The organism is Bacillus mesophilum (genome assembly GCF_008923265.1).
Classification (GTDB): Bacteria; Bacillota; Bacilli; order Bacillales; family Cytobacillaceae; genus Cytobacillus; species Cytobacillus mesophilum.
On record NZ_WBOT01000002.1, the window covers coordinates 331,027 to 357,428 of the forward strand.

General features: G+C 39.9%; 30 protein-coding genes. 5 read left to right on the plus strand and 25 right to left on the minus strand.

Annotation, left to right across the window (positions count from 1 at the left end; all coding sequences use genetic code 11):
- Positions 1-264: 264 nt before the first annotated feature.
- From F7732_RS06510 to F7732_RS06520, 3 genes are all read right to left on the minus strand, one after another.
- Positions 265-753 carry a YpuI family protein gene (locus F7732_RS06510; protein WP_151573131.1) on the minus strand — a complete coding sequence of 163 codons (489 nt, stop codon included), beginning with the start codon at positions 751-753 and terminating at the stop codon, positions 265-267.
- A 224-nt stretch (positions 754-977) separates the two neighbouring features.
- Positions 978-1,565, minus strand: a complete 588-nt coding sequence (scpB, locus tag F7732_RS06515) for an SMC-Scp complex subunit ScpB (protein ID WP_066444006.1) — start codon at positions 1,563-1,565, stop codon at positions 978-980.
- Entirely contained in the window at positions 1,552-2,319 is a 768-nt protein-coding gene (locus tag F7732_RS06520; RefSeq protein WP_151573672.1) for a segregation/condensation protein A, read from the minus strand. The genes scpB and F7732_RS06520 overlap by 14 nt, the downstream gene beginning before the upstream one ends.
- A gap of 297 nt (positions 2,320-2,616) precedes the next feature.
- Between F7732_RS06520 and F7732_RS06525 the strand changes: the two genes are divergently transcribed.
- A complete protein-coding gene (locus F7732_RS06525; RefSeq protein ID WP_151573132.1) occupies positions 2,617-3,129 on the plus strand; it encodes a DUF309 domain-containing protein in 513 nt (170 codons plus the stop codon).
- Positions 3,130-3,208: 79 nt separating this feature from the next.
- On the opposite strand, the gene F7732_RS06530 is transcribed toward F7732_RS06525, so the two are convergent.
- The 17 genes from F7732_RS06530 to spoIIM all read right to left on the minus strand — a co-directional run bounded on the left by F7732_RS06530 (position 3,209) and on the right by spoIIM (position 19,245).
- The gene (locus tag F7732_RS06530) at positions 3,209-3,577 is read right to left on the minus strand and encodes a GNAT family N-acetyltransferase (protein ID WP_151573133.1); all 369 of its coding nucleotides are present in this window, start codon (positions 3,575-3,577) and stop codon (positions 3,209-3,211) included.
- A gap of 470 nt (positions 3,578-4,047) precedes the next feature.
- Positions 4,048-5,367, minus strand: a complete 1,320-nt coding sequence (gene lysA / locus F7732_RS06535; RefSeq protein ID WP_151573134.1) for a diaminopimelate decarboxylase — start codon at positions 5,365-5,367, stop codon at positions 4,048-4,050.
- A gap of 235 nt (positions 5,368-5,602) precedes the next feature.
- Positions 5,603-7,084, minus strand: coding sequence for a spore germination protein (locus F7732_RS06540; RefSeq protein ID WP_151573135.1), 1,482 nt, complete (start codon positions 7,082-7,084; stop codon positions 5,603-5,605).
- Positions 7,062-7,646: a stage V sporulation protein SpoVABEA gene (gene spoVAEA / locus F7732_RS06545; protein WP_151573673.1), complete on the minus strand. Its 585-nt coding sequence runs from the start codon at positions 7,644-7,646 to the stop codon at positions 7,062-7,064. Before spoVAEA ends, F7732_RS06540 begins: the two co-directional genes overlap by 23 nt.
- 39 nt (positions 7,647-7,685) lie before the next feature.
- Positions 7,686-8,108 carry a stage V sporulation protein AB gene (locus tag F7732_RS06550; protein WP_066443990.1) on the minus strand — a complete coding sequence of 141 codons (423 nt, stop codon included), beginning with the start codon at positions 8,106-8,108 and terminating at the stop codon, positions 7,686-7,688.
- Positions 8,098-8,718, minus strand: coding sequence for a stage V sporulation protein AA (locus F7732_RS06555; RefSeq protein ID WP_151573136.1), 621 nt, complete (start codon positions 8,716-8,718; stop codon positions 8,098-8,100). Before F7732_RS06555 ends, F7732_RS06550 begins: the two co-directional genes overlap by 11 nt.
- Positions 8,719-9,121: 403 nt before the next feature.
- On the minus strand, positions 9,122-9,880 hold the full coding sequence (gene sigF / locus F7732_RS06560; protein WP_066443987.1) for an RNA polymerase sporulation sigma factor SigF: 759 nt from the start codon (positions 9,878-9,880) through the stop codon (positions 9,122-9,124).
- 12 nt (positions 9,881-9,892) lie between these two features.
- Positions 9,893-10,333: an anti-sigma F factor gene (gene spoIIAB, locus F7732_RS06565; RefSeq protein WP_151573137.1), complete on the minus strand. Its 441-nt coding sequence runs from the start codon at positions 10,331-10,333 to the stop codon at positions 9,893-9,895.
- 2 nt (positions 10,334-10,335) lie between these two features.
- Positions 10,336-10,686, minus strand: a complete 351-nt coding sequence (spoIIAA, locus tag F7732_RS06570) for an anti-sigma F factor antagonist (RefSeq protein ID WP_151573138.1) — start codon at positions 10,684-10,686, stop codon at positions 10,336-10,338.
- A 214-nt stretch (positions 10,687-10,900) separates the two neighbouring features.
- Positions 10,901-12,067: a D-alanyl-D-alanine carboxypeptidase family protein gene (locus tag F7732_RS06575; protein ID WP_151573674.1), complete on the minus strand. Its 1,167-nt coding sequence runs from the start codon at positions 12,065-12,067 to the stop codon at positions 10,901-10,903.
- 871 nt (positions 12,068-12,938) lie between these two features.
- Positions 12,939-14,243, minus strand: a complete 1,305-nt coding sequence (locus F7732_RS06580; protein WP_151573139.1) for a pyrimidine-nucleoside phosphorylase — start codon at positions 14,241-14,243, stop codon at positions 12,939-12,941.
- Positions 14,244-14,321: 78 nt separating this feature from the next.
- Entirely contained in the window at positions 14,322-15,140 is an 819-nt protein-coding gene (locus F7732_RS06585; RefSeq protein WP_066443976.1) for a purine-nucleoside phosphorylase, read from the minus strand.
- 86 nt (positions 15,141-15,226) lie between these two features.
- Positions 15,227-16,411, minus strand: a complete 1,185-nt coding sequence (deoB, locus tag F7732_RS06590; RefSeq protein ID WP_151573140.1) for a phosphopentomutase — start codon at positions 16,409-16,411, stop codon at positions 15,227-15,229.
- Positions 16,412-16,608: 197 nt separating this feature from the next.
- On the minus strand, positions 16,609-17,502 hold the full coding sequence (gene xerD / locus F7732_RS06595) for a site-specific tyrosine recombinase XerD (RefSeq protein ID WP_151573141.1): 894 nt from the start codon (positions 17,500-17,502) through the stop codon (positions 16,609-16,611).
- Between the two features lie 7 nt (positions 17,503-17,509).
- On the minus strand, positions 17,510-17,737 hold the full coding sequence (locus F7732_RS06600; protein ID WP_066443968.1) for a YqzK family protein: 228 nt from the start codon (positions 17,735-17,737) through the stop codon (positions 17,510-17,512).
- A 180-nt stretch (positions 17,738-17,917) separates the two neighbouring features.
- On the minus strand, positions 17,918-18,388 hold the full coding sequence (gene fur / locus F7732_RS06605; RefSeq protein ID WP_151573142.1) for a ferric iron uptake transcriptional regulator: 471 nt from the start codon (positions 18,386-18,388) through the stop codon (positions 17,918-17,920).
- A 215-nt stretch (positions 18,389-18,603) separates the two neighbouring features.
- Positions 18,604-19,245: a stage II sporulation protein M gene (gene spoIIM / locus F7732_RS06610; protein WP_151573143.1), complete on the minus strand. Its 642-nt coding sequence runs from the start codon at positions 19,243-19,245 to the stop codon at positions 18,604-18,606.
- A 146-nt stretch (positions 19,246-19,391) separates the two neighbouring features.
- On the opposite strand from spoIIM, the gene F7732_RS06615 reads away from it, so the two are divergent.
- Complete coding sequence (locus F7732_RS06615; protein WP_151573144.1) at positions 19,392-19,955, plus strand: GNAT family N-acetyltransferase; 564 nt, start codon at positions 19,392-19,394, stop codon at positions 19,953-19,955.
- 73 nt (positions 19,956-20,028) lie between these two features.
- Here F7732_RS06615 and F7732_RS06620 read toward each other — a convergent pair whose 3' ends face one another.
- Entirely contained in the window at positions 20,029-21,192 is a 1,164-nt protein-coding gene (locus tag F7732_RS06620; RefSeq protein WP_151573145.1) for an endonuclease Q family protein, read from the minus strand.
- The gene (locus F7732_RS06625) at positions 21,189-21,746 is read right to left on the minus strand and encodes an NUDIX domain-containing protein (RefSeq protein WP_151573146.1); all 558 of its coding nucleotides are present in this window, start codon (positions 21,744-21,746) and stop codon (positions 21,189-21,191) included. The genes F7732_RS06620 and F7732_RS06625 overlap by 4 nt, the downstream gene beginning before the upstream one ends.
- A gap of 545 nt (positions 21,747-22,291) precedes the next feature.
- On the opposite strand from F7732_RS06625, the gene F7732_RS06630 reads away from it, so the two are divergent.
- Positions 22,292-23,197, plus strand: a complete 906-nt coding sequence (locus tag F7732_RS06630) for an aldo/keto reductase (protein ID WP_151573147.1) — start codon at positions 22,292-22,294, stop codon at positions 23,195-23,197.
- A 50-nt stretch (positions 23,198-23,247) separates the two neighbouring features.
- Here F7732_RS06630 and F7732_RS06635 read toward each other — a convergent pair whose 3' ends face one another.
- The 3 genes from F7732_RS06635 to F7732_RS06645 all read right to left on the minus strand — a co-directional run bounded on the left by F7732_RS06635 (position 23,248) and on the right by F7732_RS06645 (position 24,941).
- On the minus strand, positions 23,248-23,490 hold the full coding sequence (locus F7732_RS06635; RefSeq protein WP_151573148.1) for a YqkE family protein: 243 nt from the start codon (positions 23,488-23,490) through the stop codon (positions 23,248-23,250).
- A 73-nt stretch (positions 23,491-23,563) separates the two neighbouring features.
- Positions 23,564-24,232 (minus strand): CoA transferase subunit B, encoded by a 669-nt coding sequence (locus F7732_RS06640; protein WP_151573149.1) that lies wholly within the window; start codon positions 24,230-24,232, stop codon positions 23,564-23,566.
- A gap of 19 nt (positions 24,233-24,251) precedes the next feature.
- Positions 24,252-24,941 carry a CoA transferase subunit A gene (locus F7732_RS06645; RefSeq protein ID WP_151573150.1) on the minus strand — a complete coding sequence of 230 codons (690 nt, stop codon included), beginning with the start codon at positions 24,939-24,941 and terminating at the stop codon, positions 24,252-24,254.
- Between the two features lie 250 nt (positions 24,942-25,191).
- On the opposite strand from F7732_RS06645, the gene F7732_RS06650 reads away from it, so the two are divergent.
- Positions 25,192-26,091, plus strand: a complete 900-nt coding sequence (locus tag F7732_RS06650) for a hydroxymethylglutaryl-CoA lyase (protein WP_151573151.1) — start codon at positions 25,192-25,194, stop codon at positions 26,089-26,091.
- A gap of 76 nt (positions 26,092-26,167) precedes the next feature.
- Positions 26,168-26,299: a hypothetical protein gene (locus tag F7732_RS23215; RefSeq protein WP_257297433.1), complete on the plus strand. Its 132-nt coding sequence runs from the start codon at positions 26,168-26,170 to the stop codon at positions 26,297-26,299.
- The last annotated feature ends 103 nt before the right edge of the window (positions 26,300-26,402 follow it).

A 26,402-nucleotide genomic window follows, 5' to 3' on the forward strand; every position in this document is an offset into this window, starting at 1 on the left:
TATGAAAGATTGCTTGGCCGCTAGAATGAGAAAATGTTCTGATGAGCAAAAGAACTGACTATTAACCTAGCCATCCATTTTGATAAGCTATAATTCCAAAAATAGCGCCTATCATCGCCCATACAAACACAAGCGATTTTCTCTTTCTGACTTTCATCCACTGCACCACCATTCTTTATTTTGGTCATACATTTTTGGGCAGAAAAAAAGCCAAAACAACTTTATATGAGTGTTTCGGCTGATTGTCTTGATTATATTCGGGATTTATCTTGATTGGATCATTTTTGTTCTATAATCCGTCTCATAGTATTCTAGTTCTTCTCTAATATGCTGAAAATCAGATTCAAGTCCTTTGAAAAGGTTTTGCACACTATGCGGCACTGGTTCATGAAAACGGATTGAATTTTTTCCAGTGTAAGCAGATCGGCTGTTCTCGAACCAAGTATCATTTTTAGGAGAGAAAAATTCTTCTACACATTGATGATAAATGCGATAAAGCGTCTTTTCTGCAGCTCCCTTCTGGAAGGGTTCACCTAAAATAATGATATTACAAGCATCTAAGCCTTCTTCACAATAAACGAGCAGCTTTCTAATATTAGAAAGAACCTGTTTATAATAATCCTTGTTGCCTTGCTCTTCAGATAATAACCCTGAAACAGTTGTTTCGTTCAGGAAATCTTCAAATACAGATACAGTATTACCTAGGAAATTTTTAACATCCTCCATTTGCGTCTTTACAATGGCATTTCCCAATACTTACACCTCCAAATGATCAAACAGCACACTTTTTATATTAGCTTATGACAAATTTCCAATTTCGGACATGTAATTGTCCTGAGCATTTTCACGCTTGACGATTTTTCTGCTCGTCCTTTTATACATTTTACTAAATAGGATGGTCCCTCCCAATCTCGATCTGAAGGATCGTACTTCCTATTTAATTTTACCACAAACAAGCTTTAAATGTTTCAGAAAAGTCAATTATCAATCGTTTCCTGGAATTTTTCAAAAAATAAATCAGCTTCGTCCAACAATGATTCATCCTCAACGTCATCTGGCAGCTGAGGCAGCTCATCAATGTGATTGAGGCCAAAATAATCCAGGAATTCTTTTGTAGTGCCATACAAATAGGCACGTCCTGTTCCTTCTGCTCTGCCTACTTCTTTAATCAGCACTTTAGAGGTTAGTGTCTGCAGGGGGCGCTCTGTCTTAACTCCTCGGATTTCTTCTATCTCAGCTCTAGTAATGGGCTGCTTATAAGCAATGATGGCTAATGTTTCTAAAGCAGCCTGCGAGAGGGATGCGGTTGAAGGAGATTCGACCAGTTTTTTTAAGTATACGGCATTCTCCTTTTTGGTAGCGAGCTGATATGTTCCTGCCATTTCAACAAGCATAATACCTCTTGAAGTTTGCTCATCATATTCCTGCTTAAGCTTTTCAACGGTTTCAATTGCCTGCAATTCATCAATCTCAAGAACGTTCATAATTTGCTTAATCGATAAACCTTCATCCCCTGCAGCAAAAAGAAGACTTTCTAAGATGCCTTTCCAATTAATTAATTCCATTTACTGCTTCTCCTTCCGTTGCTTCTATAAAGATTTCAGAAAAATTCCCCGCTTGACTTACAGCAATCTCCTGCCTTTTCATTAGCTCTAATACTGCTAAAAAGGTAACAACAAGATGCTCTTTGTCCTCTTTTGGGAATAAGCTGTAGAAGGTTGTACGGCCGCGAGAATTTTTAATAAATGAAATGATTTCTTCCATTCTTGTTTCAATGGGTATTTCCTGACGGGTAATCTTTGTTGAGAGCGGCTTTTGCAGTTTTTTTCTGCGTAATAGCTTCTGAAAGGCTCCCAGCATGTCATATAAAGAAACGTTTAGATCTTGTAAATCATTCTGCTCGCTTTCCGCATATAACGCTAGGTCACTCGGAGGCTTGGTGTAAATCATGCCTCTTTCCTGTTCCATCTCTTTTAACTCTTCGGCAGCTTCTTTATACTTCTTATATTCTATTAATCTTTCAACAAGTTCATCCCGGGGATCATCTTCCATTTCCAGTCCGTACTCATCCTCAAGCTCATCTTCTTCATGTTTAGGCAAGAGCATTTTGCTCTTAATTGCCAGAAGTGTCGCAGCCATTACTAAATATTCACTTGCCACATCAAGCTGCAGCTCCTTCATCGTGTGGATGTATAGTAAATATTGTTCCGTTATCTTTGACACTGGAATATCATAAATATCAATTTCCAATCGATTGATTAAGTGCAGCAGCAAGTCCAATGGACCTTCAAAAGCATCTATCTTAACATTATATTGCATCATTCGTACCACCAAAATTTCTTCAAGAATCAAATAGAGAATTATTATGCATGAATATCCATTATGCCATATGATTGTCCTAATGGGTATTTTAATATCTTTGGTATGAACAGATATGTCTTTACCGTTTTGACAGCAGTACCCAGTCACAAACAGATTTTCTATATAAGTATATAGGATTCATTGCGGTTATCCAATGCTAAAATTAGGTATGTATTTGTCTTTTTATGATAAAATAATTCAAATAAAGCGAATCTGTTTTAAATTACACGTCATGATTTATGAAGGAGTGATGACATGTACCCACTCGAATATATAAAATTTATCGTTCACTTTCACGGAGACCGTGATTATTTTGAATGTCATGAAATCTTAGAGGAATACTGGAAACAAACAGAGGATTACCATAAAAACTCTATTTGGGTCGGCTTCATTTTATTTGCCGTTTCCTGTTATCATCATCGCCGTTTAAACTATCACGGCGCAGAGCGGACATTAAAAAAAGCTCTTGATATTTTTTATAATAAGAGAGAAAAATTAACTGACCTTGGTCTGCAAACGAATGTTTTTATTGCAGATTTACAGAAGAAGTATACAGAGATTGAAAATAGACAGCCGTATGAAAGCTATAATATGCCTATTAAGGATCCTGTTCTTATACAGAGAGCGATAGAGGAGTGTACTTCATTAGGATTAGCGTGGTGCTGTGCAAGTGATTTAACAAATCTGGATTTAATTCACCGTCATTCAAGAAGAGATCGCAGTGAAGTAATTGCGGAAAGAGATGCCGCTTTACAGAATAAAAGATAAACCTCCGCTCGTTTATGCAACGGTCATAGATGAAATTGGTGGATACATTTTAAAGAAATGAACATAGAAAAGGCAGTGATTATACACTGCCTTTTCCTGTTTCATTCGTTTGGCATCTATGCAAAAAAGCTTCCGTTTCTTCAGCTGGTGTCATAATCTTCTCTGGATACATGTCCTGCAGAGCTTTGATCATTGCTTTTCCGATTCCCTGCTGCCTATGTGATGGATTAACAGATACATGAAGCAGTTCCATTGTATCTTCAGTAAAGGATACACCAACAAGCCCAATAATATCCTCTTCTTCTTTCCACAAAAAAAGCTGCATATGCCGCTCTGTTTCATATAACTTCATCGTTTGCTGCAATTTTTTTAAATCTTTTTCATTAGGCATAAAAGATAAAAGGCCCATTGCAATCTTTTCAAATGTTTTTTTATATCGAATTAACATAATTATCCCTCATTAAATTTGTTTAAAGTCGGGCTTGATCAGTCAAGTGGAGAAATTAAATTTAAAGTATCAGAATGAAACCCATTATTCTATTTTCCCCATCTGAACAGCTTTATAAACTGTTTGCATCATTATATGTAAGATAGTCTGTATGTTTCTTATGTGCTATTGTTCTTTAGTATGGCACTTTTAGCCAAGAACGATAAAAAACCAATAATATAAACCCCAGAGCAGACCAAACATCAGAATGACGGTAAAAAGGATCCAATTGCTTTTTTTCATATACACCATACTCCTGCAAATCTGTAGTGAATGGAAACTATGATTCATTGTACACCATCTGCTCTGATTTTTCCATGTGCTTTTTAGCCAGACAATTGAAGTCTCACAAAAATTAACAAAAGCCGCCTGTTATGGCAGCTTTTGTTAATTTTTTGTTTCATGTGACCCATTTCATACTATAGACAAAATTAATTCTTTATTTTCGTTTGTATGGATAAATCTAAACGGATTAAGTCATCTAATGTTTCACGGCGAACGACTAGCTGAGCTTCACCGTTTTCCACAAAGACAACTGGCGGGCGAGGCAGACGATTATAATTATTGGCCATTGAATAGCCATAAGCTCCTGTACAAAAAACGGCAAGAACATCATTGTCATCACTTTCAGGCAAAGGTAAATCCCAAATGAGCATATCTCCGGATTCACAGCATTTCCCGGCAATTGAAACTACCTCATTTGCCTTTTCCAGAGGTCTTCCTGCCAAAACTGCTTCATACTTCGCCTGATAAAGAGCTGGTCTGATGTTATCGCTCATACCTCCATCAACCGCCAAATACTTCCTTACATCTGGCACTTCTTTACGTGATCCAATTTTATAAAGAGTTGTCCCTGCATCTCCAACAAGAGAGCGGCCAGGTTCAATCCAAATTTCGGGCATTTTCATGTCATAGTGCTGCGCAAGATTTTTCACTTCTGTAATGATGTCTTCCACATATTGTGACGCAGCAATCGGCTCATCCTCATTCGTATAACGAATGCCAAATCCGCCGCCTAGATTTAAAACAGCAGGTTCAAACGATAAACGCTGTTTCCAATCATTTAGTTTTTCAAAGATTTTCTGGGCAGCTAAAATAAATCCGGTTGTTTCAAAAATCTGTGACCCGATATGACAATGGATGCCAAGCACTTCAAACGCTTGAGAATTTAATGCATTCTGCAAAGCAGCTTCTGCTTGTCCATTCTGCAGATCAAAGCCAAACTTAGAATCTTCCTGGCCAGTTAAAATATAATCGTGTGTATGTGCTTCAATCCCAGGCGTAACGCGCAATAAAATATTAGCCTTTTGATTTTTTTCTCCGCATACACGCTCTAATAATTGAAGTTCATATAGGTTATCAACAACAATACAGCCGATTCCTTTATCCAGAGCCATTTCCAGCTCTTCACGGCTCTTATTATTGCCATGGAAGTGAATGCGTTCCACTGGAAAATCAGCAGCCAAAGCTGTATATAGTTCACCTGCTGAAACGACATCAAGTGATAATCCCTCTTCTTCTACAAGCTGAACCATCGCAATCGTAGAAAAGGCTTTACTTGCATAGGCGACTTGTGCTTTTACGCCAAGCTTGTCAAACGTTTCCTTAAAGCCTCTTGCCCGTTCTCTGATTAATGCAACATCATATACATAAAGCGGCGTTCCAAATTGACTTACTAAGTCAAGTGTATCAACTCCGCCAATTTGCAAATGCCCTTTTTCATTTACCTGTGCTGTGCCATTAAAATACATTCACCCAATACCCCCAAAAGAAAAGCGCACGCACCTGCTCAGTCCATCCAACCATAAATGGCAACGTGGTTGTTTTTTCTAGAAAAGATCCATTTATGACTGACGCGAAAACTAAGCGCTGGTGTTGAACTCTTTTATAAGCATAATAAAATATTCTGTATCCTTTAACGCTTTATTCAGTTGAAAATACTTTAACACAATTCAATCAATCCCGCAACGGAGCATGGGTGGCACACTATTTAACAGGCTGCTTATAACGATTTTTCGCATGTACAATACTTGGTCTGATCTTAGAACCTGGAACAGCTCTTCGAATAAGGATATGAACAAACGCACCAGGGTTAAATGGTATAAACGGCCATAAATAAGGAACATTTAAAGATTTTATGCTCGCCAGCCAAATAATAAAGACCGTTGATCCTATTATTAATCCAGGGGTATGGAAAATCGCAACCAGAATCAAAATTCCAAGCCTGATTAACTTATTGGCAATGCTTAGCTCATAACTCGGTGTTGCAAATGTGCCAATTGCTGCAAAAGCAACATAAAGAATGACTTCCGGTACAAATAACCCAACATCTATCGCAATCTGACCGATTAAAACAGCTGCTATTAAACCCATTGCTGTCGATAAAGGGGTTGGCGTATGAATGGCTGCAATTCTTAAAAACTCAATTCCGACATCTGCGATAAAGAGCTGAATGATGACTGGAATATTTGTTTTCTCGTTTGGTCCTATAAAAGCTATAGCTTCAGGCAATAGTGAAGGTTCTAATACAAATAAGAACCAAAGCGGCAATAAAAAAAGGGATGATAGTAGTCCTAAAAATCGAATCCATCTTACAAACGTACCAACTGCTGGAGACTGTCTATACTCCTCTGCATGCTGCAGATGGTGAAAGTATGTTGTTGGTGTAATAATGACACTTGGGGATGTATCAACAAAAACGACAACATGCCCTTCCAGAAGATGTGTTGCTGATACATCTGCACGCTCTGTATATCGAACCAGCGGAAACGGGTTATATCCTTGCTTTAATAAGAATTCTTCAATGGTTTTATCTGCCATTGTAATCCCGTCAATGTCAATCGCTTCAATTTCTTTTCTAATAATATCAACTAGCTCCTGATCCGCAACATCTTTTATATAGCCAATGGCTACATCCGTTTTGGAGCGTTCACCTACTTTAAGCATTTCAAAACGAAGCCGTTCGTCTCGAATCCTTCTTCTCGTTAATGCTGTATTGATAATTATATTTTCTACATAACCATCCCTTGAACCGCGCACCACTTTCTCTGTGTCTGGTTCTTGCGGTGTGCGGCCAGGATAACTTCTGACATCAACGACTAAAGCTGTGTCTTCTCCTTCCATGACAACGACAATTAATCCGGAAAGAACCTGATCAACAAGTTCATCAAGCGTCTTAATCTTATCCACAGATTGATGAACAAGGCGGTTTTCAATGACACTGAACAATTTGGTTGAAAGTTTCTCATGGTCATTTATAGCCACTAACTCTTCAACAATCTCAATGATAAATTGGGTGTCTGTCAATCCATTAACGTAGTAAAAATGAACATCTTTGCGCAGAACTTTTAATTTTCGAACTCCCAGATCAAAACTCTCACCTAGCCCAACTCTATTTTTCATATAAGTTTCAATTTCATTTACCGATATAGGGATGGGTTTCATTTCATCCTTCTTTGCTGCTGTCATATTTTCCGCTCCTTTCCAGTATTAGCTTGATGGCTTTAATGGTAATAGGTGAACCAACTTTAAAGTGATCCATTTTCCCCATCTTTCCTATATCTCCAATGCCAACGACAATTGGCAGATCCAATTCATCCAAGCAATATACCGTATCTCCTGTGATTCTGCCTTCCTCCATCTCTGGAATGCCATATTTATCTACACCATAGTGTGTAAGTTCTCCAAAGCGATCAATACAGACATCAACATGTGTCCATTCTTCATGCCTTGTTTTAGAGGCAACCGCAATGGCTCCTAATACCTGTATGCTTTCATGATTCGCCACGTATTTCATTGCATGTTCACCTGCCCCCTCACCAACAAACCCGCTATCATCAAACATGACAAGCACAGGATCACACTTTGCCTTATGAATGAGCTTTACAATTTGAGGACCGCTCAATACAGAGGGATTTCCTTGAGAAGAAGTTATACACCTGCAGCCAATTTCATGTGCAGCAAGTTCAACCGCCTTACGGGCGTATACATCTCCATCTGTTATGAGAATGACATTTCGCTTTTCACTCATATCCAAAATCGATCCTTCCTTTTGTCATCAATCTTTTTGCTACTTTCCTATAAAATAAAACCATTGATAGAGGCTGCCGGCTATTTTGCCGAAAACAAGGGCCATCAAAAGAATAACAATCTGGCCATCAATGCCAATTCTTTTAGCTAAAATAGGCAGTACGTTCAGAACCTCTGTTAAAGCTGCAGCAAGCATGCCTACAAAGATGCCTGATGATGCACCGAGAGGGATTAATAACCATGGCGGAAAAGCAAAAGCAATATCCCAAAGAGTCGCAGCCGAACCCGCAATAACCCCTAATACGACGGACCATTCATAGTAACGAATCATTTTCATTGTTTTAGTGAGCTGTGTCAGGCGAGGTATGATTCCCAGCACTGTCAGAAAAGCCACAAATCCTGCTCCTACAGCCAAGCCGCTTGCAATTCCTAAAAAGATCACCGCGATGATCTTAATCGTCATCAATGTTTTTCATGCTCTCCTTGTTTTCATTCATAGCCACATAGTTATCCAAATCAAGCTGATAATTAAACATCTCTACTTCAAGCGGGCTTGGCTCCTCATTGAGACGCTTCTTGAATAAATGATTAAAAAAGATAATCATCCCGGCTCCAAGGCCAATTGAATACGGCACTTGAAATACGAGCGGCTTTTCGTCTTCAATTCCAGTAATGATGGTGAAAATCTTCAGATGAACTTCTCTCATACTTACATCCTCATGAAAATTCATGATCGTTAAGGCAGCTCCAAAGAATAATAGGAGCCATACTAAAACAAATAACGACATGGACGTTTTTCTTTTTTTCCTGGCCACTTCTACAATCACCTGTGAAGGGCCAATTGTTTGAATTTCAAGCATCTGAAATTGTTTTTTTATTAGTTTGATGACCTTCATGATGTCGATAATAATGATGTTATTATCTTCTTTAATGACCTGATGCATTTTTAATCTGCGCAATACGGAAAATAACTCTTCATCCGCAATGATCTGCGCGATGTCCTCTAAGTGAATCACCGTATTCGGCCTGACTTGGAGCCGATGGCGCAAACGAATATACACTGTGTGTTCCATTCTTTTCACTTCCCACGGTAGTGATTTCCTTACATATAGTATGAGTTGTGAGTATTATCTTCATGAAAGGCAATAATTTCATGAATTTCCATGAGGTATTTTGCATGAATTTTTCTGAAGAATATTGAATGAATTTTAGCGGGGACTGTTTTTCGCTAGTGTGCTCTGTGAGGGAGAAATCTGCTTTTGCTAAGAAGTCACTTTTGGTATATGGCTATTGAGCATATTCTAAAAACTATATTTTCAAATGAAGCCAAAGTGTATTTTCAATAAATTTTGAGTCTGGCTTTGTGATATTCGCCTTAGATGGAAAATATCCGCTGTTAATTTTAATATATCCGTAATAATAGGCCATTTATCCGCCAAACAGTTTTGTGAGTTAAAATAAAAAAACCGTATGGATTTATAAATCCATACGGTCCTTCATCTGCTGCAATATTTTCTTTTCCAGCCTGGAGACTTGAACTTGGGATATTCCGAGTCTTTCGGCTACTTCTGATTGAGTTTGATCCTTATAATAACGAAGATACACAATCAACCTTTCACGTTCATCCAGTTCTCTAATCGCTTCCTTTAAAGCAATCTTATCGAACCATTTGCCCTCATTGCCATCATCTATTTGGTCAAGCAGCGTGATTGGATCTCCATCATTTTCATAAACCGTTTCATGAATAGACGATGGAATCCGGCTTGCTTCCTGTGCGAGAATGACATCCTCAGACGGAATATCCAGGTACTCTGAAATTTCCGATACGGTTGGGATTCGTCCTAATGTTTTCGATAGTTCGTCTTTCGCTTTTCTGATTTTATTTCCGAGTTCCTTCAAGGATCGACTTACTTTAACGGTCCCATCATCACGAATAAAACGCTGAATCTCCCCAATAATCATTGGAACAGCATAAGTAGAGAACTTTACATCATAACTCAAATCAAATTTATCTACAGACTTAAGCAATCCAATGCACCCGATTTGGAATAAATCATCAGGTTCATAGCCCCGATTTAAGAAACGCTGCACGACAGACCAGACGAGCCTCATATTCTTTTGAACAATTGTATCCCGGGCACTCTGATCACCGCTCTGGCTTTGCTGAATTAGTTCCTTGACCTCATGATCCTTTAAATACGTTTGGCCCTTACCTGATTTTACTTCCACATCCATAGCAAGACTCCCTTAATTACATAGCATTTTACTATTTGATAAATGCTTTTTTAAGCGGATTTCTGTGCCTTCCCCTGGGTGTGATACAACCGCTATTTCATCCATGAAATTCTCCATAATGGTAAAGCCCATGCCAGAACGTTCAAGCTCTGGCTTTGTCGTATAAAGCGGCTGTCTCGCTTCATCGACATCGGTAATGCCTAATCCTTCATCTCTAATCGATAGATCAACCAATCCATCTTCTATCGTGACAGAAATGTACACAAGACCTTTCGGGTCATTCTCGTAGCCATGAATAATAGAATTCGTAACGGCTTCTGATACAACTGTTTTAATTTCAGTAAGCTCATCCATCGTTGGATCAAGCTGAGCAATAAAAGCAGCCACCGTTACACGAGCAAAAGACTCGTTCTGGCTTAAAGCGCTGAATTGAATGTGCATTTCATTTTTCATGTTTAGGCAACCCCCAATCTTTGCAGCGCAAATTCTTCTGTCGGTTCCAAACGAATGATTTTGAATAAACCGGACATATCGAATAATCTTTGCACAGCGGGGGAGATGGCACAAACAACCATTTCTCCGTGTACTTGTTTTATTTGTTTGTATCTTCCAAGTATGACTCCCAGCCCCGAACTATCCATAAATGAGAGATGTTCAAGGTTAAGAATGATATGACGGATATGAAATTCCTCAATTGCGGCTGTTGCTTGCTCACGCAATTCGTCTGCTGAATGGTGATCAAGCTCCCCGCTTAATCGAATGCATAAAATTTCATTTTTCACTTCCAGGTTAATGTTAAGACTCACTATTCATAGCCTCCTTATGTGGTATGAAGCCGCTAAATGAAACCGCAGCAGCATTCGGATGCAGAGTGCTTTAAATTGAAGCAGGCTCCTTTATCCGCCTTTAGTGAGTCAATTTCTATATTACACTTCCGATATCCTTCAAGAAGACAAAACTAGTGTGCTTTCGCCAAAATTAGAAGGAAGCTTGAAACACTTCGACATATTCCTGCCTTCTTTATTCACCAGATTTTGTGAACATACCCATAGACCGTTTAAATAGTGTCCACCAGCTTGCATCAGCACTATCCTCTTTGGCGACAAGTTTGCTTTCTACAATCGGTTTGCCATCCTTTTCAAAAATGATCTTGCCGACTTCATCTCCTTTTTTCACCGGAGCCTTAATGTCTTCAGACAGCTCTATCTTCTGCTTAACATTATCAATACTTTCTCCCTTTTTTGTTAACAGAGAAATAGGTTCACTCGTCACTGCATCAACAAATTTGTGCTCGCCTTTGCTAACCTTCACCTTGCCTAATGTATGATCTCTTTCAAACACTGAATGTGTCTTATATTGACTAAAAGCATAATCGAGCATTTTCGTTACTTGCGCGTTGCGGTCCTTAGAAGTTGGAGCTCCAAATACTACCGCAATCACACGCATTCCATCTACTTCCGCGGTTGCCGTTAAACAATATTTTGCTTCATTCGTAAACCCTGTTTTTAACCCATCAACTCCAGGATAAAAACGAACAAGTTTATTGGTATTAACAAGCCAGAATTTTTTATCTGTACCTTCACGCAAGTAGGATTCGTACGTTCCCGTAAAACTTGTTATATCTTCATATTTCAGCAGCTCTTTTGCCATTACTGACATATCATGTGCTGTACTGTAATGACCCTCTTCCGGCAAACCTGTTGGATTTTTAAAGAATGTATTTTTTAAACCAAGCTCCTTTGCCTTACTGTTCATCATCTCAACAAATTCATCCTCAGAACCGGCAAGCCTCTCTGCCATTGCCACGGATGCATCATTCCCAGATCCGATTGCAATGCCTTTAAGCATTTCCTTTGTTGTCATTTCTTCACCAGGCTCAAGAAAAATCTGCGATCCTCCCATAGAGGCTGCATATTCACTCGTACGAATCTTCTCATCCCATGTAAGCTTGCCTTCATCAATTGCTTCCATAATCAGAAGCATTGTCATCACTTTTGTCATGCTGGCTGGCGGCAGCTGTTCTTTACTATTGTTTTCGTATAAAATCGTTCCTGTATCTCTTTCTATCAAAATGGCTGATTTAGCTCCCTCAGCTAACTCTGCTTTCTGCTCTTCAGCGAATGCTGAAGGTAAGAAGCTTGTAAGCATAAAAAAAGAAAGCATCATTAATGAGACAATTTTCTTCATCATATAAACCCCTCCAAATAATGACACCAGCATAGACTGATGAACGTATCGTTTGCTACCATCATTTCCATTTGATGAAAATCTATACCATTCGTTGAAAATATTCATTAAGTGGAAGAGCAGTTATGAGAAACCTTGACAGGAAAAGACATAGACTATAAAGGGGCAAACGAGACTAAGATAGCAGGAGAGCGGCTGTGATTAACGGCATTAGAGGTTTAGGTGAAGGATTAAAACTAGAGTTTCTAAATTTAGAGGGGGACTTACTATGTAAGAGCTGGGATAATGATTCTAAGTTTAGATAATAGGATTGGGGGTTACCTTAAGGGATGAAACACACCTCCATTATCCAGTTATTGGATTACTCTGTCGTGATTAGACCAGAAACACGACACCTTTTTCCATATATAGGATTTTACTGTCGCGTTTAGCTCCGAAACACACCTCCATTATCCAGTTATTGGATTACTCTGTCGTGATTAGACCAGAAACACGACACCTTTTTCCATATATAGGATTTTACTGTCGCGTTTAGCTCCGAAACACACCTCTATTATCCAGTTATTGGATTATTATGTCGTGATTAGACCAGAAACACGACACCTTTTTCCATATATAGGATTTCACTGTCGCGTTTAGCTCCGAAACACACCCCCGTTACCCAGTTATTGGATTATCCTGTCGTGATTACAGCAGAAACACGCCTCAACTTCCATATACCGGTATAACCAGTCCTATTCTCCCGCAAACTTTAATTACCCAAGATCTGTCCACTTTGCCCAGTAGCCAGATTCCATAGTATCGAAGGTATAATTAAATGAAAAAAGCTGCCATATATATCGGCAGCTCTTTCGTATATAGTAATTTATTTTCAATTCGTGATTTCACCATGAATTAAGACTGGTGCATTTACTTTTTCGCTTGTCAGCACGATATTAGTATATAATTTTTCTTTTACTTCGCTGACATCTTCAAAATTGCTATAGATGGTTACGAGTGAATCTCCTTTTTTCACTTCGTCTCCAATTTTTTTACGCAGCATTAATCCAACTGCAAGGTCGATGGTTGATTCTTTTGTTGCACGTCCTGCTCCTAGAAGCATGGCAGCTGTTCCAATTTCATCAGCCACAATTTCTGACACATAGCCATTTTCTTTTGCTTCAAGTTCAAATTGATATTTTGCCTGAGGCAATTTCTCTGGCTGATCCACAACAGTCGCATCTCCTCCTTGAGAGCTTAAGAATGTTTTAAAGGTTTCAAGTGCACTGCCGTCATTAATCACCTGCTGCAGCTTTTCACGTGCTTCCTCTGCAGATGCAGCTTTTTTCGCCAAAACAACCATATGGCTGCCAAGTGTTAGGCATAGCTCTGTTAAATCCTCAGGACCTTCCCCTTTTAGCGTATCAATCGCTTCTTTCACTTCAAGCGCATTTCCGATGGCAAAACCAAGAGGCTGGCTCATGTCTGAAATAACAGCCATTGTGTTGCGGCCCACATTGTTTCCGATGCGAACCATTGCGCTCGCTAATTCTTTGGAATCCTCCAGCGTTTTCATAAAAGCACCTGCGCCCGTTTTTACATCAAGTACGATCGCATCAGCACCTGCGGCAATTTTTTTGCTCATAATGCTGCTGGCAATAAGCGGAATGCTATCCACTGTAGCCGTAACGTCGCGCAATGCATACAGTTTTTTATCTGCAGGCGTTAAGTTTCCGCTTTGGCCGATTACAGCAATTTTATTTTCATTCACAAGCTTTATAAATTCTTCATTTTCAATTTCCACATGAAAGCCTTCAACAGCTTCCAATTTATCAATGGTGCCGCCCGTATGCCCTAATCCGCGCCCGGACATTTTTGCAACAGGCACCCCAACTGCCGCTACAAGCGGTCCTAAAACAAGTGTCGTTGTATCACCCACACCGCCTGTGGAGTGCTTATCTACTTTAATGCCTTCAATTTTCTTCAGATCAATTTGATCCCCGGATTCAACCATAGCCATCGTTAAGTCAGCACGTTCGTTTTCTGTCATTCCTTTGAAGAAAATCGCCATTGTTAAAGCACTCACTTGATAATCTGGAATTGATCCATCTGTGTACCCATTTACAAAGAACTGAATTTCTTCTTTTGTTAATTCAATCCCGTCACGCTTTTTTTCAATTATGTCAACCATTCTCATTGTGGAATCCGCCCTTCTATTCTTAAAGTGCAAGCGCCTCTGCAAGGTCTGTCTATAACGCAATTTAACCTTCTTTGCTTACGCCATATTTTTAACTAAAGCTTTTACATATTGAAGGAAATCCTTTTTCACTTTTTCTGTTGTTTCAATTACTTCTTCATGGTTAAGCGGCTGATCTAAGATCCCAGCTGCCATGTTGCTGATGCAGGAAATGCCAAGGACCTTTAATCCGGCATGGCGAGCAACAATAACCTCTGGTACTGTTGACATACCAACTGCATCTCCGCCTAATACCCGAAGCAATCTAACCTCTGCAGGTGTTTCATATGTAGGGCCAGTATTGCCGACGTAAACTCCTTCTTTTACATTGATGTTCAGCTGCTGTGCAATCTCTTTTGCTGCTTTACGAAGATCTTTTGCATAGGCTTCTGACATATCAGGGAACCTGACGCCAAGCTTCGAATCATTCGGTCCGATTAGCGGGTTGCTTCCCATATTATTAATATGATCTGAAATCAGCATCAAATCGCCTGGTGTAAAGGATTCGTTAACACCGCCAGCAGCATTTGTAACAATGAGGATCTCAACTCCAAGCTCCTTCATCACGCGCACAGGAAATGTTACTTTATCAAAAGAATAGCCTTCATAATAATGAAAACGTCCTTGCATGGCAACGACATCCACACCATTTAGATCGCCGAAAACAAGCTGTCCTGCATGACCTTCTACCGTTGATACAGGAAAATCTGGAATTTCGTTATAAGGGATTTTTACTGGTTCAATAATTTCGTCTGCTAATACTCCTAAACCAGAGCCTAAAATTAATCCGATTTTAGGGACCTTCGAGTATTTTTCTTTTAAAAATGAGGCTGCGTTTACAATTTTGTTTACATCCATGATTTAATCTCCTTCGGTTCTTGATTTAAAATCTCCTGTGAGGAATAACTCTCCTCCATTTAACTGCCAGTTCTTCAATAAACTCTTTATTTTAAATCCTGCAGGAAGCTTTTCCCGAATGCCGGAAGTTTCACATTGAAATTTTCCGCAATAGTTGCACCAATGTCGGCAAATGTTTCTCTTATCGCCAATTCTTTTCCTTCTGTCATCCCTTTTGAGTAGACAAGCAATGGCACATATTCTCTTGTATGATCTGTACCATAATGCACAGGGTCATTTCCATGGTCAGCTGTTACAATTAGAAGGTCATCCTCATTCAGCTTCGCAAATACTTCATCTAAACGGGCATCATATTCCTCTAAAGCTTCTCCATAGCCAATTGGATCTCTTCTATGTCCAAATAGTGCATCAAAATCGACAAGGTTTAAAAAGCTTAGTCCTGTAAAATCCATGTCCAATGTTTGAACAAGCTTATCCATTCCATCCATGTTGGAAACGGTTCTTAATGATTCAGTAACACCTTCGCCATCATAAATATCTGAGATTTTTCCAATGGCAATGACATCATATCCACCGTCTTTTAGCTCATTCATAACTGTTCGGTCAAATGGCTTTAGTGCATAATCATGACGGTTGGATGTACGTTTAAATGCACCAGGCTCACCGATAAATGGGCGTGCAATTACACGTCCAACCATATACTTTTCATCTAATGTTAATTCTCTTGCCATTTCACAGATATTGTATTGTTCTTCAATAGGGATAATCTCTTCATGTGCTGCAATCTGCAGAACAGAGTCTGCTGAAGTATAGACAATAAGTGCGCCTGTTTTCATATGCTCTTCGCCAAGTTCATCCAGTATTTCTGTTCCGCTTGCCGGTTTGTTTCCGATCACTTTTCTGCCTGTGCGGTCTTCCAGTTCAGCAATAAGTTCGGGCGGAAAACCATCTGGAAACACTTTAAAAGGTGTTTGGATATTTAATCCCATAATCTCCCAGTGTCCTGTCATCGTGTCTTTTCCATTGGATGCCTCTTGCATTTTCGTATAATAAGCAAGCGGTTTTTCCGCTTTCTGAATTCCTTGGATCTCACGAATATTGCTCAGTCCTAATTTCCCCATGTTTGGCATCTTCAAGCCGTCCATCTTTTCAGCAATATGGCCTAATGTGTCAGAACCTTTATCGCCAAATCTCTCTGCATCAGGAGCTTCCCCAATACCAACTGAGTCCATTACAACGAGAAAAATTCTTTTATATGTATGATTTGTCATTAATGTTCCTCCTATAAAATTGAATACCCTTACAAAATCCATTCTATTAATGTATATCTTTATTGCTTATATTACCCTTTTCAGCTTGAAATACACATATACATACGTCAGAAGTCTGACATCTCTATTGTAACGAATAATCATAAAAAAACAAGAAAAAGCTGCCTTTTTTTCAGGGCAGCTTTGTAAATCTTTTATTAAGCTCTTGGATGAAATTGGCTATATACGTCCTTTAGCCTTGTTTTGGTTACATGTGTATAAATTTGCGTTGTAGATATGTCCGCATGGCCAAGCATTTCCTGAACTGCTCTAAGGTCTGCTCCATTTTCTAACAGGTGGGTTGCAAACGAATGCCTTAGTGTATGAGGAGTTAACTCTTTCTGAATTCCGGCTTCTTGCGCCAATCCCTTTAAGATCTTCCAGAATCCTTGTCTAGACAGCCTCCTGCCATGATGATTTAAAAATAAGGCATCGTCGCGATGCTTTTTGGATTGGAAGACGGGTCTTCCCTTTTGCAGATAGTCATCAAGTGCTTTAGCTGCAGTACGCCCGAGCGGAATAATTCTTTCTTTATTCCCTTTTCCGATACATCTGACAAATCCCATCGTTAAATGAACATCTTCCTGATTAAGATTAATTAATTCACTGACACGGATTCCGGTTGCATATAAAAGCTCCAGCATTGCCTTATCACGCAGCCCATAATGGTTGTTTGTTTTCGGCGAATCCAAAAGTGTTTCAACATCTGCCATATTTAATACCTTTGGCAGAGACTTTTCCTGCTGCGGCGATTCAATATGAACGGACGGATCATGCTCCACTGCTCTTTCACGCAACAAAAATTGATGAAATGCCCGAATCGAGGCAATATGCCGTGCTAATGTTTTAGAAGATTTTCCTTCTTTTTTCAGCGAACCTAAAAACTGGATAATTTGTGCACGCTGCACATCATGCCAAGAAGTCATATTTTCACTTTCTTTTAAGAAGCGAATATAAAACTTTAAGTCTCTTTTATATGATACAATCGTATTTTCTGCAAGACCCTTTTCCACTGTCAAATAGTGCACAAAGTCCTTTAACTGATCTTCCATTCTTTCATTACTCCCCATTTAGATAGAAAAGAAATAACCTATCCAAGAAATTGCTGTCATGATTTTCTCCGCTTGCGGAAACTTTAACAGCCGCTCCATCGGGCTCATCATAGCGATGATAGTCCTGATATTCTTCATTTAACCACATTATTCCGTAATAGAAAAGAATTGTGCAGCCTGTAAACAGCACAAATACTTTTGTTGTCTGAAAAATCATTTTTAATCCCGATCTCATATATAAATCCTCCAACCCTGTTGCATATTAGTAAAAGATATGCCAAATTGGACAAGAAATATACCTAAGGAAGGAATTCCATTCATATATTTTAGAAAAGTTCCTCACGAATTGAAGAATGGGAGATACAATAAAAAATCAATAAAAAAACCCTTTCTTTAGGAAGAAAAGGTTTTAGAATTATTCTTCTGTTTTTGTTTCATCTTCACTGTCCTTATCCTGACAGCGATAGCAAATACCATGAAATGTTAAACGATGATCTTTGATTTTAAAGTTCCAGCGTCTTTCGACCACTTCTTCTACATCTTCAAGCAGATCCTCTTGAATTTCATCAACTGCACCACATTCTATGCATACTAAATGGTGATGGAAATGCGCAGCTCCTTCTTGACGCAAATCATATCTGGATACGCCATCACCAAAGTTAATTTTGTCCACTATTTTTAATTCTGTTAGTAGTTCAAGTGTTCTATATACAGTTGCTAAACCAATTTCAGGCGACTTCTCTTTTACAAGGAGGTAGACATCTTCCGCACTTAAATGATCCTCTTCATGTTCCAGCAGTACACTTACAGTAGCCTCACGCTGTGGAGTAAGCTTATAACTGGATGAATGCAACTGTTTTTTTATTCTATCAATTCTGCTTTCCATACCAAAAGTCCCTCCCTTGCCGCTAACATTCTCATTATAACAGATCACTCCATACTGTCAAAATAAAATAATTACAAATAACTTTTTAGAATGATTATTATATAATATATGTGAACAAAACAAGGATGATCGTCCAGCAGGTCAGAGTTCCCTTAGGTACTGATAAGGTAAAAACCAAGATTACAATTGTATCTTGGTTTTTCTTTCTATTATTTTTATTGTATCGATTGTATAACTGATTTCATTAACGGCGGTGATATAAATGCTTCAACTCCAGCTGCGGCTGCTATAAAAACTAAAGCGATGGCAAACGCTGCAACATACCGTCCGAATAAAGGAAGCATGGGATCGCCCATTCTTTTCATAAATTGCTTTTTTATCATTTTTAATGAAAAAGCAACGGCAAGTGTGGCAGCAATAATGAATACAGGGATGATGACTAAGTTTTGCGGCAGGATGGAAACAAAGGACAAGAGGAACCCGTCCCATGCCATCTGATTGACTAGGAAACCAACAGTAAAGCCTACAACCATTCCCTTTATAAATAACATAACCAGAATAACAGGCAAGCCGATAATTGAAATGCCCAAAAGCCAAATCAATCCTATATATTTAGCATTATGAAGCAAGCTTTGTTTAAACAAATCATTAGATGAAGCAACTTCTTCGGCTGAAACCTGTCCGAAAAATTGTGATAAATAATAAAATAAATCTTCCTTTTGAGTAAAGCTTAAGCTATTGACAACAATAGCTCCAAAAATAACGCCCATGAAAAACAAGACAATCACAAATAAATAGATCGAGGAGTGCTCACGAAAATGGGTTGCGGCGACGTTCTGGTACATTTTTTTCTTCATTGCTAATCCTCCTGTACATATTCAGTTACTCCATTGTATGCCTGTCCTTACAGTGTCATGACTATTTCATTTAATTTCCAGAAAGTTATTGAAGATCAGCCCAATAGCGCCTATAATATTATCAATTTACTTAGGAGGGATGCTCCATGAATCCAATACTGTTTGATTTTCCGGAAAAAATTGAAACAGAACGGCTGCTGATTCGTCCGTGTCTCCCTGGAGATGGGCAGATCGTCCATGAAGCAATACAGCATTCATTAGAGCAGTTGAAGCAATGGCTGCCGTTCGCTCATAAACAGCAAACGCTTGAAGAGACAGAAAAAAACATTCGCATGTCTTATGCTCAATTCATTAGGAGAGAGGATATTAGACTCCATATTTTTAGAAAAGACGACCAAATTTTTATTGGATCAATTGGGTTACATCGCATATCTTGGGAAGTCAGGAAATTTGAAATTGGCTATTGGTGCGACACCCGCTGGACCAAAAGGGGGTATCTGACTGAAGCCGTACAAGGACTCACCGCTTTTGCGTTTGAGGAGCTTCTTGCAAACCGGGTGGAAATCCGCTGCGACCCGCTTAACACAGCGAGCAGGAAAATTCCTGAACGGCTCGGCTTTACGCTTGAAGGCATTCTCCGCAAAGACTCGCTGAGTGCAGATGGGACACAACTGCGTGATACTTGTGTGTTTGCGAAGGTAAAAGAGTAAAAGACTGCTAGTTTGCGAGGAATAATAATTTACATGAATAAAAAAATTCCGGCAGCTCCTCGCGCCGGAATTTTCATTCTGAGATTTTCCCGTATTTTCCGCCGCCGCCTGCAGCAAGCGACAGTTTTCCAATCCGTGCCTTTGCGATCAGGTTTGCTATTTTTTCCGGGATGACTTGCCCAAGCTGCTCCTCTGAAACATGATGCAGCACATTCATTTCTGTTCCGAAATGATTTAAAAGTTTTTCAAGCATTTTCGGCCCTAAGCCTGGTACAAACTCAAGCGGGATCTGATGAATATATGGGGGTCTGTCTGCTATACTCGCTTCGGCTGTTTTCAGTTCACGAATCCGCTCGGCCACACCTTTTACAAATCCATGGTGCCCGCAATTTGAACAAGTATCCTGTGCGTTTTGCCACCGTGTTGAACAGGAAGCACATACAGTTTCATGATACTTTCCAAGCAGGGGATCCAAGCCGTAGTTAGCGGCAATTTTCCGCCCATCCTCCCTATGGAGAGCCTTTTTCAATTCTAGAAAAGATGGATTTTGCAGATAAAGGGTTTGATACTCGCGTGCAATTTTACTTAATGAATGAGCATCAGAGTTCGTTAAAAAGGAGTAACGATGCAATTCCCCTATTTGGTCTGCCATTTGCGTATTTGAACTCAACCCCAGTTCAATTCCATCAATTAAATTCGGATCAAATACGTCTGTTAAGCTTTTGTGAACTCCTTTTCCAAACAGACTTTTAAAAGGAGTAAACACATGGGCTGGCACAAATAAGCCGCCGAGCTCCTTTACTTTTTGCTGCAGTACTTTTCCGTCAGCGTAAATTCTCTGAGAGCTGAGTGTAATATTCTTTAAATGCTGTGATAACCAATGCGAAAAACTCTTCATTTCCATTATTCCAGGAAAATAACATAGAACATGAATAGGGCCTTTACAGTTTTCATCATAAATTTCTATTTCAGAGCCAGGAATGATGGTTAAGTCACCATAATCTAATCCGCCCTCTCTTGTTTCAGCCATCTCCCCAGCAGCAATCAGCATCTCCATCTCTTGAATGACTTCCGGTGAATGACAATCAATAATACCGATCATATTTAACCCTTTTTCATCACGGGCATGATCAATAATATTTGAAAAGGTCAGCGATTTTGAGCCTGTAATTTTGACCGGCTTTCCTGTATAGGTTCTTCCGATGTGAATATGCAAGTCGGCATAGTAATTTCTCATTTTGATGCTTTCAGCGCCTCTTGAAGTTTTAAATATAATACAGCATAAGCCGTTTTGGCATCATAGATTCTCTGCTCATCCACAAGCTGCTCTGCTTCGGCCAGTGTTAATTCCATTAGATTCACAAATTCATCTTCATCTAATTCTGCACTATTTTCTTTTTGGGTAAGACCTTTCGCTATGTATAAATGAACAATTTCATCCGCAAATCCCGGTGAAGTATAGAAAGAGGTTAATAGGGACCATTCCGCCGCTTCATATCCTGTTTCTTCCTCCAGTTCTCTTTTCGCGCATTCTTGTGGATCTTCTCCCTGTTCAAGCTTGCCTGCTGGAATTTCTACAATCGTTTTTTCAAGTGCTTTGCGATATTGCTCAACCATGATGATTTTCTGATCATCTGTCACTGCTAAAACAGCAACCGCACCAGGGTGCTTAATTAGTTCTCTTTTTGCCTGTTTTCCATTTGGAAGTTCAACATCATCAACTTGCAGACTGATGATTCTCCCATTAAAAATAGATTCTGTTTTTATTGTTTTTTCTTCAAGACTGCTCATTTCCTGCCACTCCCTTTTATGTACATTACCTGCTCTATTTTATCATACCCATTTTTTTATACTATCAGAAAGTATGAATGAGTAACGCAGAAGAACGTTCGACGCAGCGGCTCATTTTGTCTAAAACTTGGGGTCCACAGGATGTGAGTTGTGCAGACGTTGCTACAGGACGTGGCGAACTTAGTCTGCGTTCCTTATTAGAACGAGCCGCCTCCGCTTTTCTTATTGTCTAGCTACAGGCGCTAGGGACTCGAGGTCTTAAGCCCAGCCAGTCAAAAGGTCAAAGTACGACCTTACGCCTAGCTTGGCTTAAGCTTGTCGTCCCTAAGCAAGCGCCTTTCGCTTTTCTTATTGTCTAGCTCCGGCGGCTAGCTGCTCGAGGTCATAAGTCAATCCACCCAAAAGGTCAAAGAACAACCTTCTGGCTGGCTCGCCTTATGCTTGTCGCAGCTGAACGAGCCGCCTCCGCTTTTCTTGTTAAGTGTTATGATTTGGCGTCTTTGGTTGTCTCCGTTAGAATAAAAGAAAAAACTGGTGGTGGAATGATGGAAAAGAGACAAATTGGCACATCTGAGCTTCATGCGAGTGTGTTAGGTTTAGGCTGCATGTCACTGGGCACAGACCTGAACATAGGGAAAAACATAATTGATGCAGCTCTGGATGCCGGCGTTAATTATTTTGATACAGCAGATTTATACGATTTTGGCGAAAATGAAAAAATCGTCGGCCAAGCTTTAAAGCCGGTTCGCGACAAAGTGATCATTGCGACAAAAGCAGGCAACCGCTGGAATGAAAACAAAGATGGCTGGAGCTGGGATCCTTCCAAAAAACACATAAAGGAAGCAGTCAAACATAGTCTGCAGAGGCTTCAGACAGATTATATTGATTTGTATCAGCTGCATGGCGGTACAATCGAAGACAATATAGAGGAAACGATTGAAGCATTTGAGGAGCTTGTAACTGAAGGCTATATCCGCTATTATGGCATCTCTTCCATTCGCCCAAACGTGATTCGCGAATATGCGGAAAAATCAAATATCGTCTCGGTTATGATGCAATACAGCATGCTTGACCGCCGTCCAGAAGAGCAGGCGTTTCCGCTTTTAGAGCAGAAAAAAATAAGCGCTGTTACACGCGGCCCGCTTGCAAAAGGGATCTTAAACGGCAATCTGGCCAAAGCACAAAAAAACGGCTATTTAAGCTACTGCTATGAAGATTTGCAGCAGCTGATCCCAAGCCTTGAAGAGAAGCTTTCCAATCGCTCTCCAGGTGAAATTGCTATGCAATTTAATCTGGCACAGCATGCAGTCGCTTCTGTCATCGCTGGAGCCAGCTCGGTTGAACAAGTTCAGCAAAATGCTGCAGCCGTTCGAAAACCGGTCCTATCAATGGATGAACTAAAAATGATTCAACAACTAACAAGCAGTGCCGGATATTCGGAACACAGGTAATAGAAAAAGGTCATCTTAGCAAATTAAGATGACCTTTTTTATAAGATTTTTTACTTAAATTCACGCCAATTCATATTGCTTTCCCCAAGCAGCTCCTCAAAGCTTTTATTCTTTTCGCGCTGTTTTCGTTCTTCTTTTTTGCGGCGCTCTTCTTCTTCCCGTTTTTGATCGGCTTCTGCTTTAAGTTCCTGCTTTTTATTTTTCAGCTGATCCATTAAGCTTTCGTTTAACATATCTCCGAGCGTAACGGGCTTATCTTCTTGTTTACGGGCCGGCTGCTGTTTTCTCTTCATTGCTTGAATCCTCCGCTTAATTTTTTGCTCATTATAGCAAAAAACTTGTCTCTTGGCGATGTTAAAATCTGAATTAAAAAGCTTCGGTTTTAACAGAGTCACATACATGTAACTCCGCTTCCGTTGCCTGGACAACATCTTCAATTGTATAGCCTTTTGCCACTTCGGCGAGTTTTAAGCCTGTTTCAGTCACATCAATAACGGCCATTTCGGTGATAATTCGGTTGACGACCTGCTTTCCCGTCAGCGGCAGCGTACATTTTTTCAGGATTTTCGATTCTCCGTTTTTATTCACATGATCCATTATGACAATGATGTTATTGGCTCCATGCACTAAATCCATCGCACCGCCCATGCCTTTGATCATTTTTCCGGGGATCATCCAATTGGCAAGATCGCCTTCCTGTGATACCTCCATTCCGCCGAGTATCGCAATATCGACATGTCCGCCGCGGATCATGGCAAATGATTCGGCACTATCAAAATAAGAAGACCCAGGGATTGCGGTGACGGTTTCTTTACCAGCATTGATTAGATCCGCATCCTCTCCGCCTGCTTGCGGATATGGACCGATTCCAAGTAAACCATTCTCGGATTGAAGAACCACTTGTTTATTTTCTCCGATATAATTTGCCACTAATGTCGGCATTCCGATTCCTAAGTTTACATAATAGCCGTCTTTAATTTCCTTTTCTGCCCTTCTTGCAATTTTTTCACGGATGGCTGCTTTATCGTTCTTCATATGTACATCTCCTTTCACTTTACTTGCTTACCGTCAAACGCTCAATCCGTTTTTCTTGGGTACCTTGGATCATTCCCTGTACATAAATGCTAGGTGTGTGAATGCTATTCGGATCCAGCTCACCGATTTCCTTTAACTCTTCGACTTCCGCAATCGTTACTGTCCCCGCGGCAGCTATCATTGGGTTAAAATTGCGTGCCGTTTTCCGATAGATCAAGTTGCCCATTTTATCTCCCTGCCACGCCCGCACAAAGCTGAAATCTGCTTTTAATGCCTCTTCGAGTAAATATTCTTTGCCATTGAAGATCTTTGTTTCTTTTCCTTCTGCTATCGGTGTGCCCACGCCGGCCGGTGTATAAAAAGCGGGAATGCCTGCTCCTCCTGCTCTGATTTTTTCAGCAAGCGTCCCTTGCGGCAGCAATTCTACCTGCAATTCTCCAGACAGCACCTGTCTTTCAAACTCTTTGTTTTCTCCCACATAGGAACCGATCATCTTTTTGATTTGATTGTTTTTTAACAGCAATCCAAGTCCCCAATCATCAACTCCGCAATTGTTAGAGATTACTGTTAAATCTTTTACACCCTTCTCCATTAATGCAAGGATAAGATTTTCAGGTATGCCGCATAAGCCGAAACCTCCAACCATAATGGTAGCGCCATCGTGTATCTCTTCTACTGCTTCACTAAACGAGCTATAGATAGTTTTCATATTTCTGCTCCTTTCTCCCTAGTTAAGGAAACGCTTACATTTTGTTTCTCATTTGAAAAGGCTTAATGCTATTTATTACTTCGTGAAGATCCGCAAAAATCCTTTTATTTTGTCAAGATTCCTATTATTCTTGCATTTACCAAAAAGCCTGCCCTACAATGAAGAAAACGCTTTCTTAAAGCGTACAGAAATGTGCTATTTTCTATGTTAAAAACTATACTTTTTACTTTATGAAAAAGGAGATGAAAACATGACGGACAGTCTTCCTGCCGAAGTGACAATTATTGAAGTTGGCCCGCGGGACGGTTTGCAAAATGAAAAGGAATTTGTTCCAACAGACGTCAAAAAAGAATTTATTGCTAGATTAAAAAAGGCTGGCATTACAGAAATGGAGATCACTTCATTTGTCTCTCCAAAATGGGTGCCGCAAATGCAGGATGCTGATGACATTGCCTTCTCCTGTCTGACAGAACATACAAGGGAGATCATCCTTGTGCCAAATACAAAGGGAATCCTCAGGCTCTATCAAACATCCTGCAAGGCTGCTGCTGTATTTGTTGGGGTCAGCAATTCGTTTAATCAAAAAAATATAAACAAAACAACAGAACAAAGCATGTCCGAACTTGTTCCGCTGATCGCTGAATTAAAGGAAAAGGGATATTTTGTGCGCGCCTGTATTTCTACTGCCTTTTATTGTCCATATGAGGGAAAGATCGACTTTCAGGATACGCTTAAGCTTTGCCGGCAATTTGCTGAAGCTGGCGCTGACGAGCTGAGTGTGGCAGATACAATCGGCATGGCTGTGCCTTCAGAGTCCTATCAGCTCTTTTCCATGCTGGTCAAGGAATTTCCGAATACATTATTGACTGCTCATTTTCATGATACCCGCAAAATGGCTCTCGCCAATATCTACGCTGCCCTTCAGGCAGGCATCAGCCGCTTCGATACATCCGCCGGCGGTCTTGGCGGCTGCCCGTTTGCACCTGGCGCTTCTGGAAATGCAGCCACCGAGGATGTTGTCTACATGCTCGAGCGCATGAATATTCAAACGAATATAGATTTAAATAAGCTGCTTCATGCTATTGAAGCCGTTAAGCCCTATCTTACTCGGCCGATTGAAAGCATGTATTATCAATTGCACTCGTATTAACTTTTTCTTTTGTGAATAGCTCATTCCTATTTGATCCATCTTAAAAGTGATCTTATTTTAGGAAGGAGCTTGTGAAATGAGCCAAAAGCGCGATAAAGGAAACAGCCAAAAAGGAAAACCAAACAGCGATACAGTCAATAACACAATAGCCGCTGAAGAATTAGAAAAAGCAATTCATCCCACCAAAAGACAAAATTCACAACAGTGATTTGTTCTTTGAAAAGTTAGGGCCGCTGCTTTAGCAGACGGCTTTTTTTATCATTTATAAGGCTATATACCGTTGCTTCTAAACCTTGCTTTCTTTATGTGAA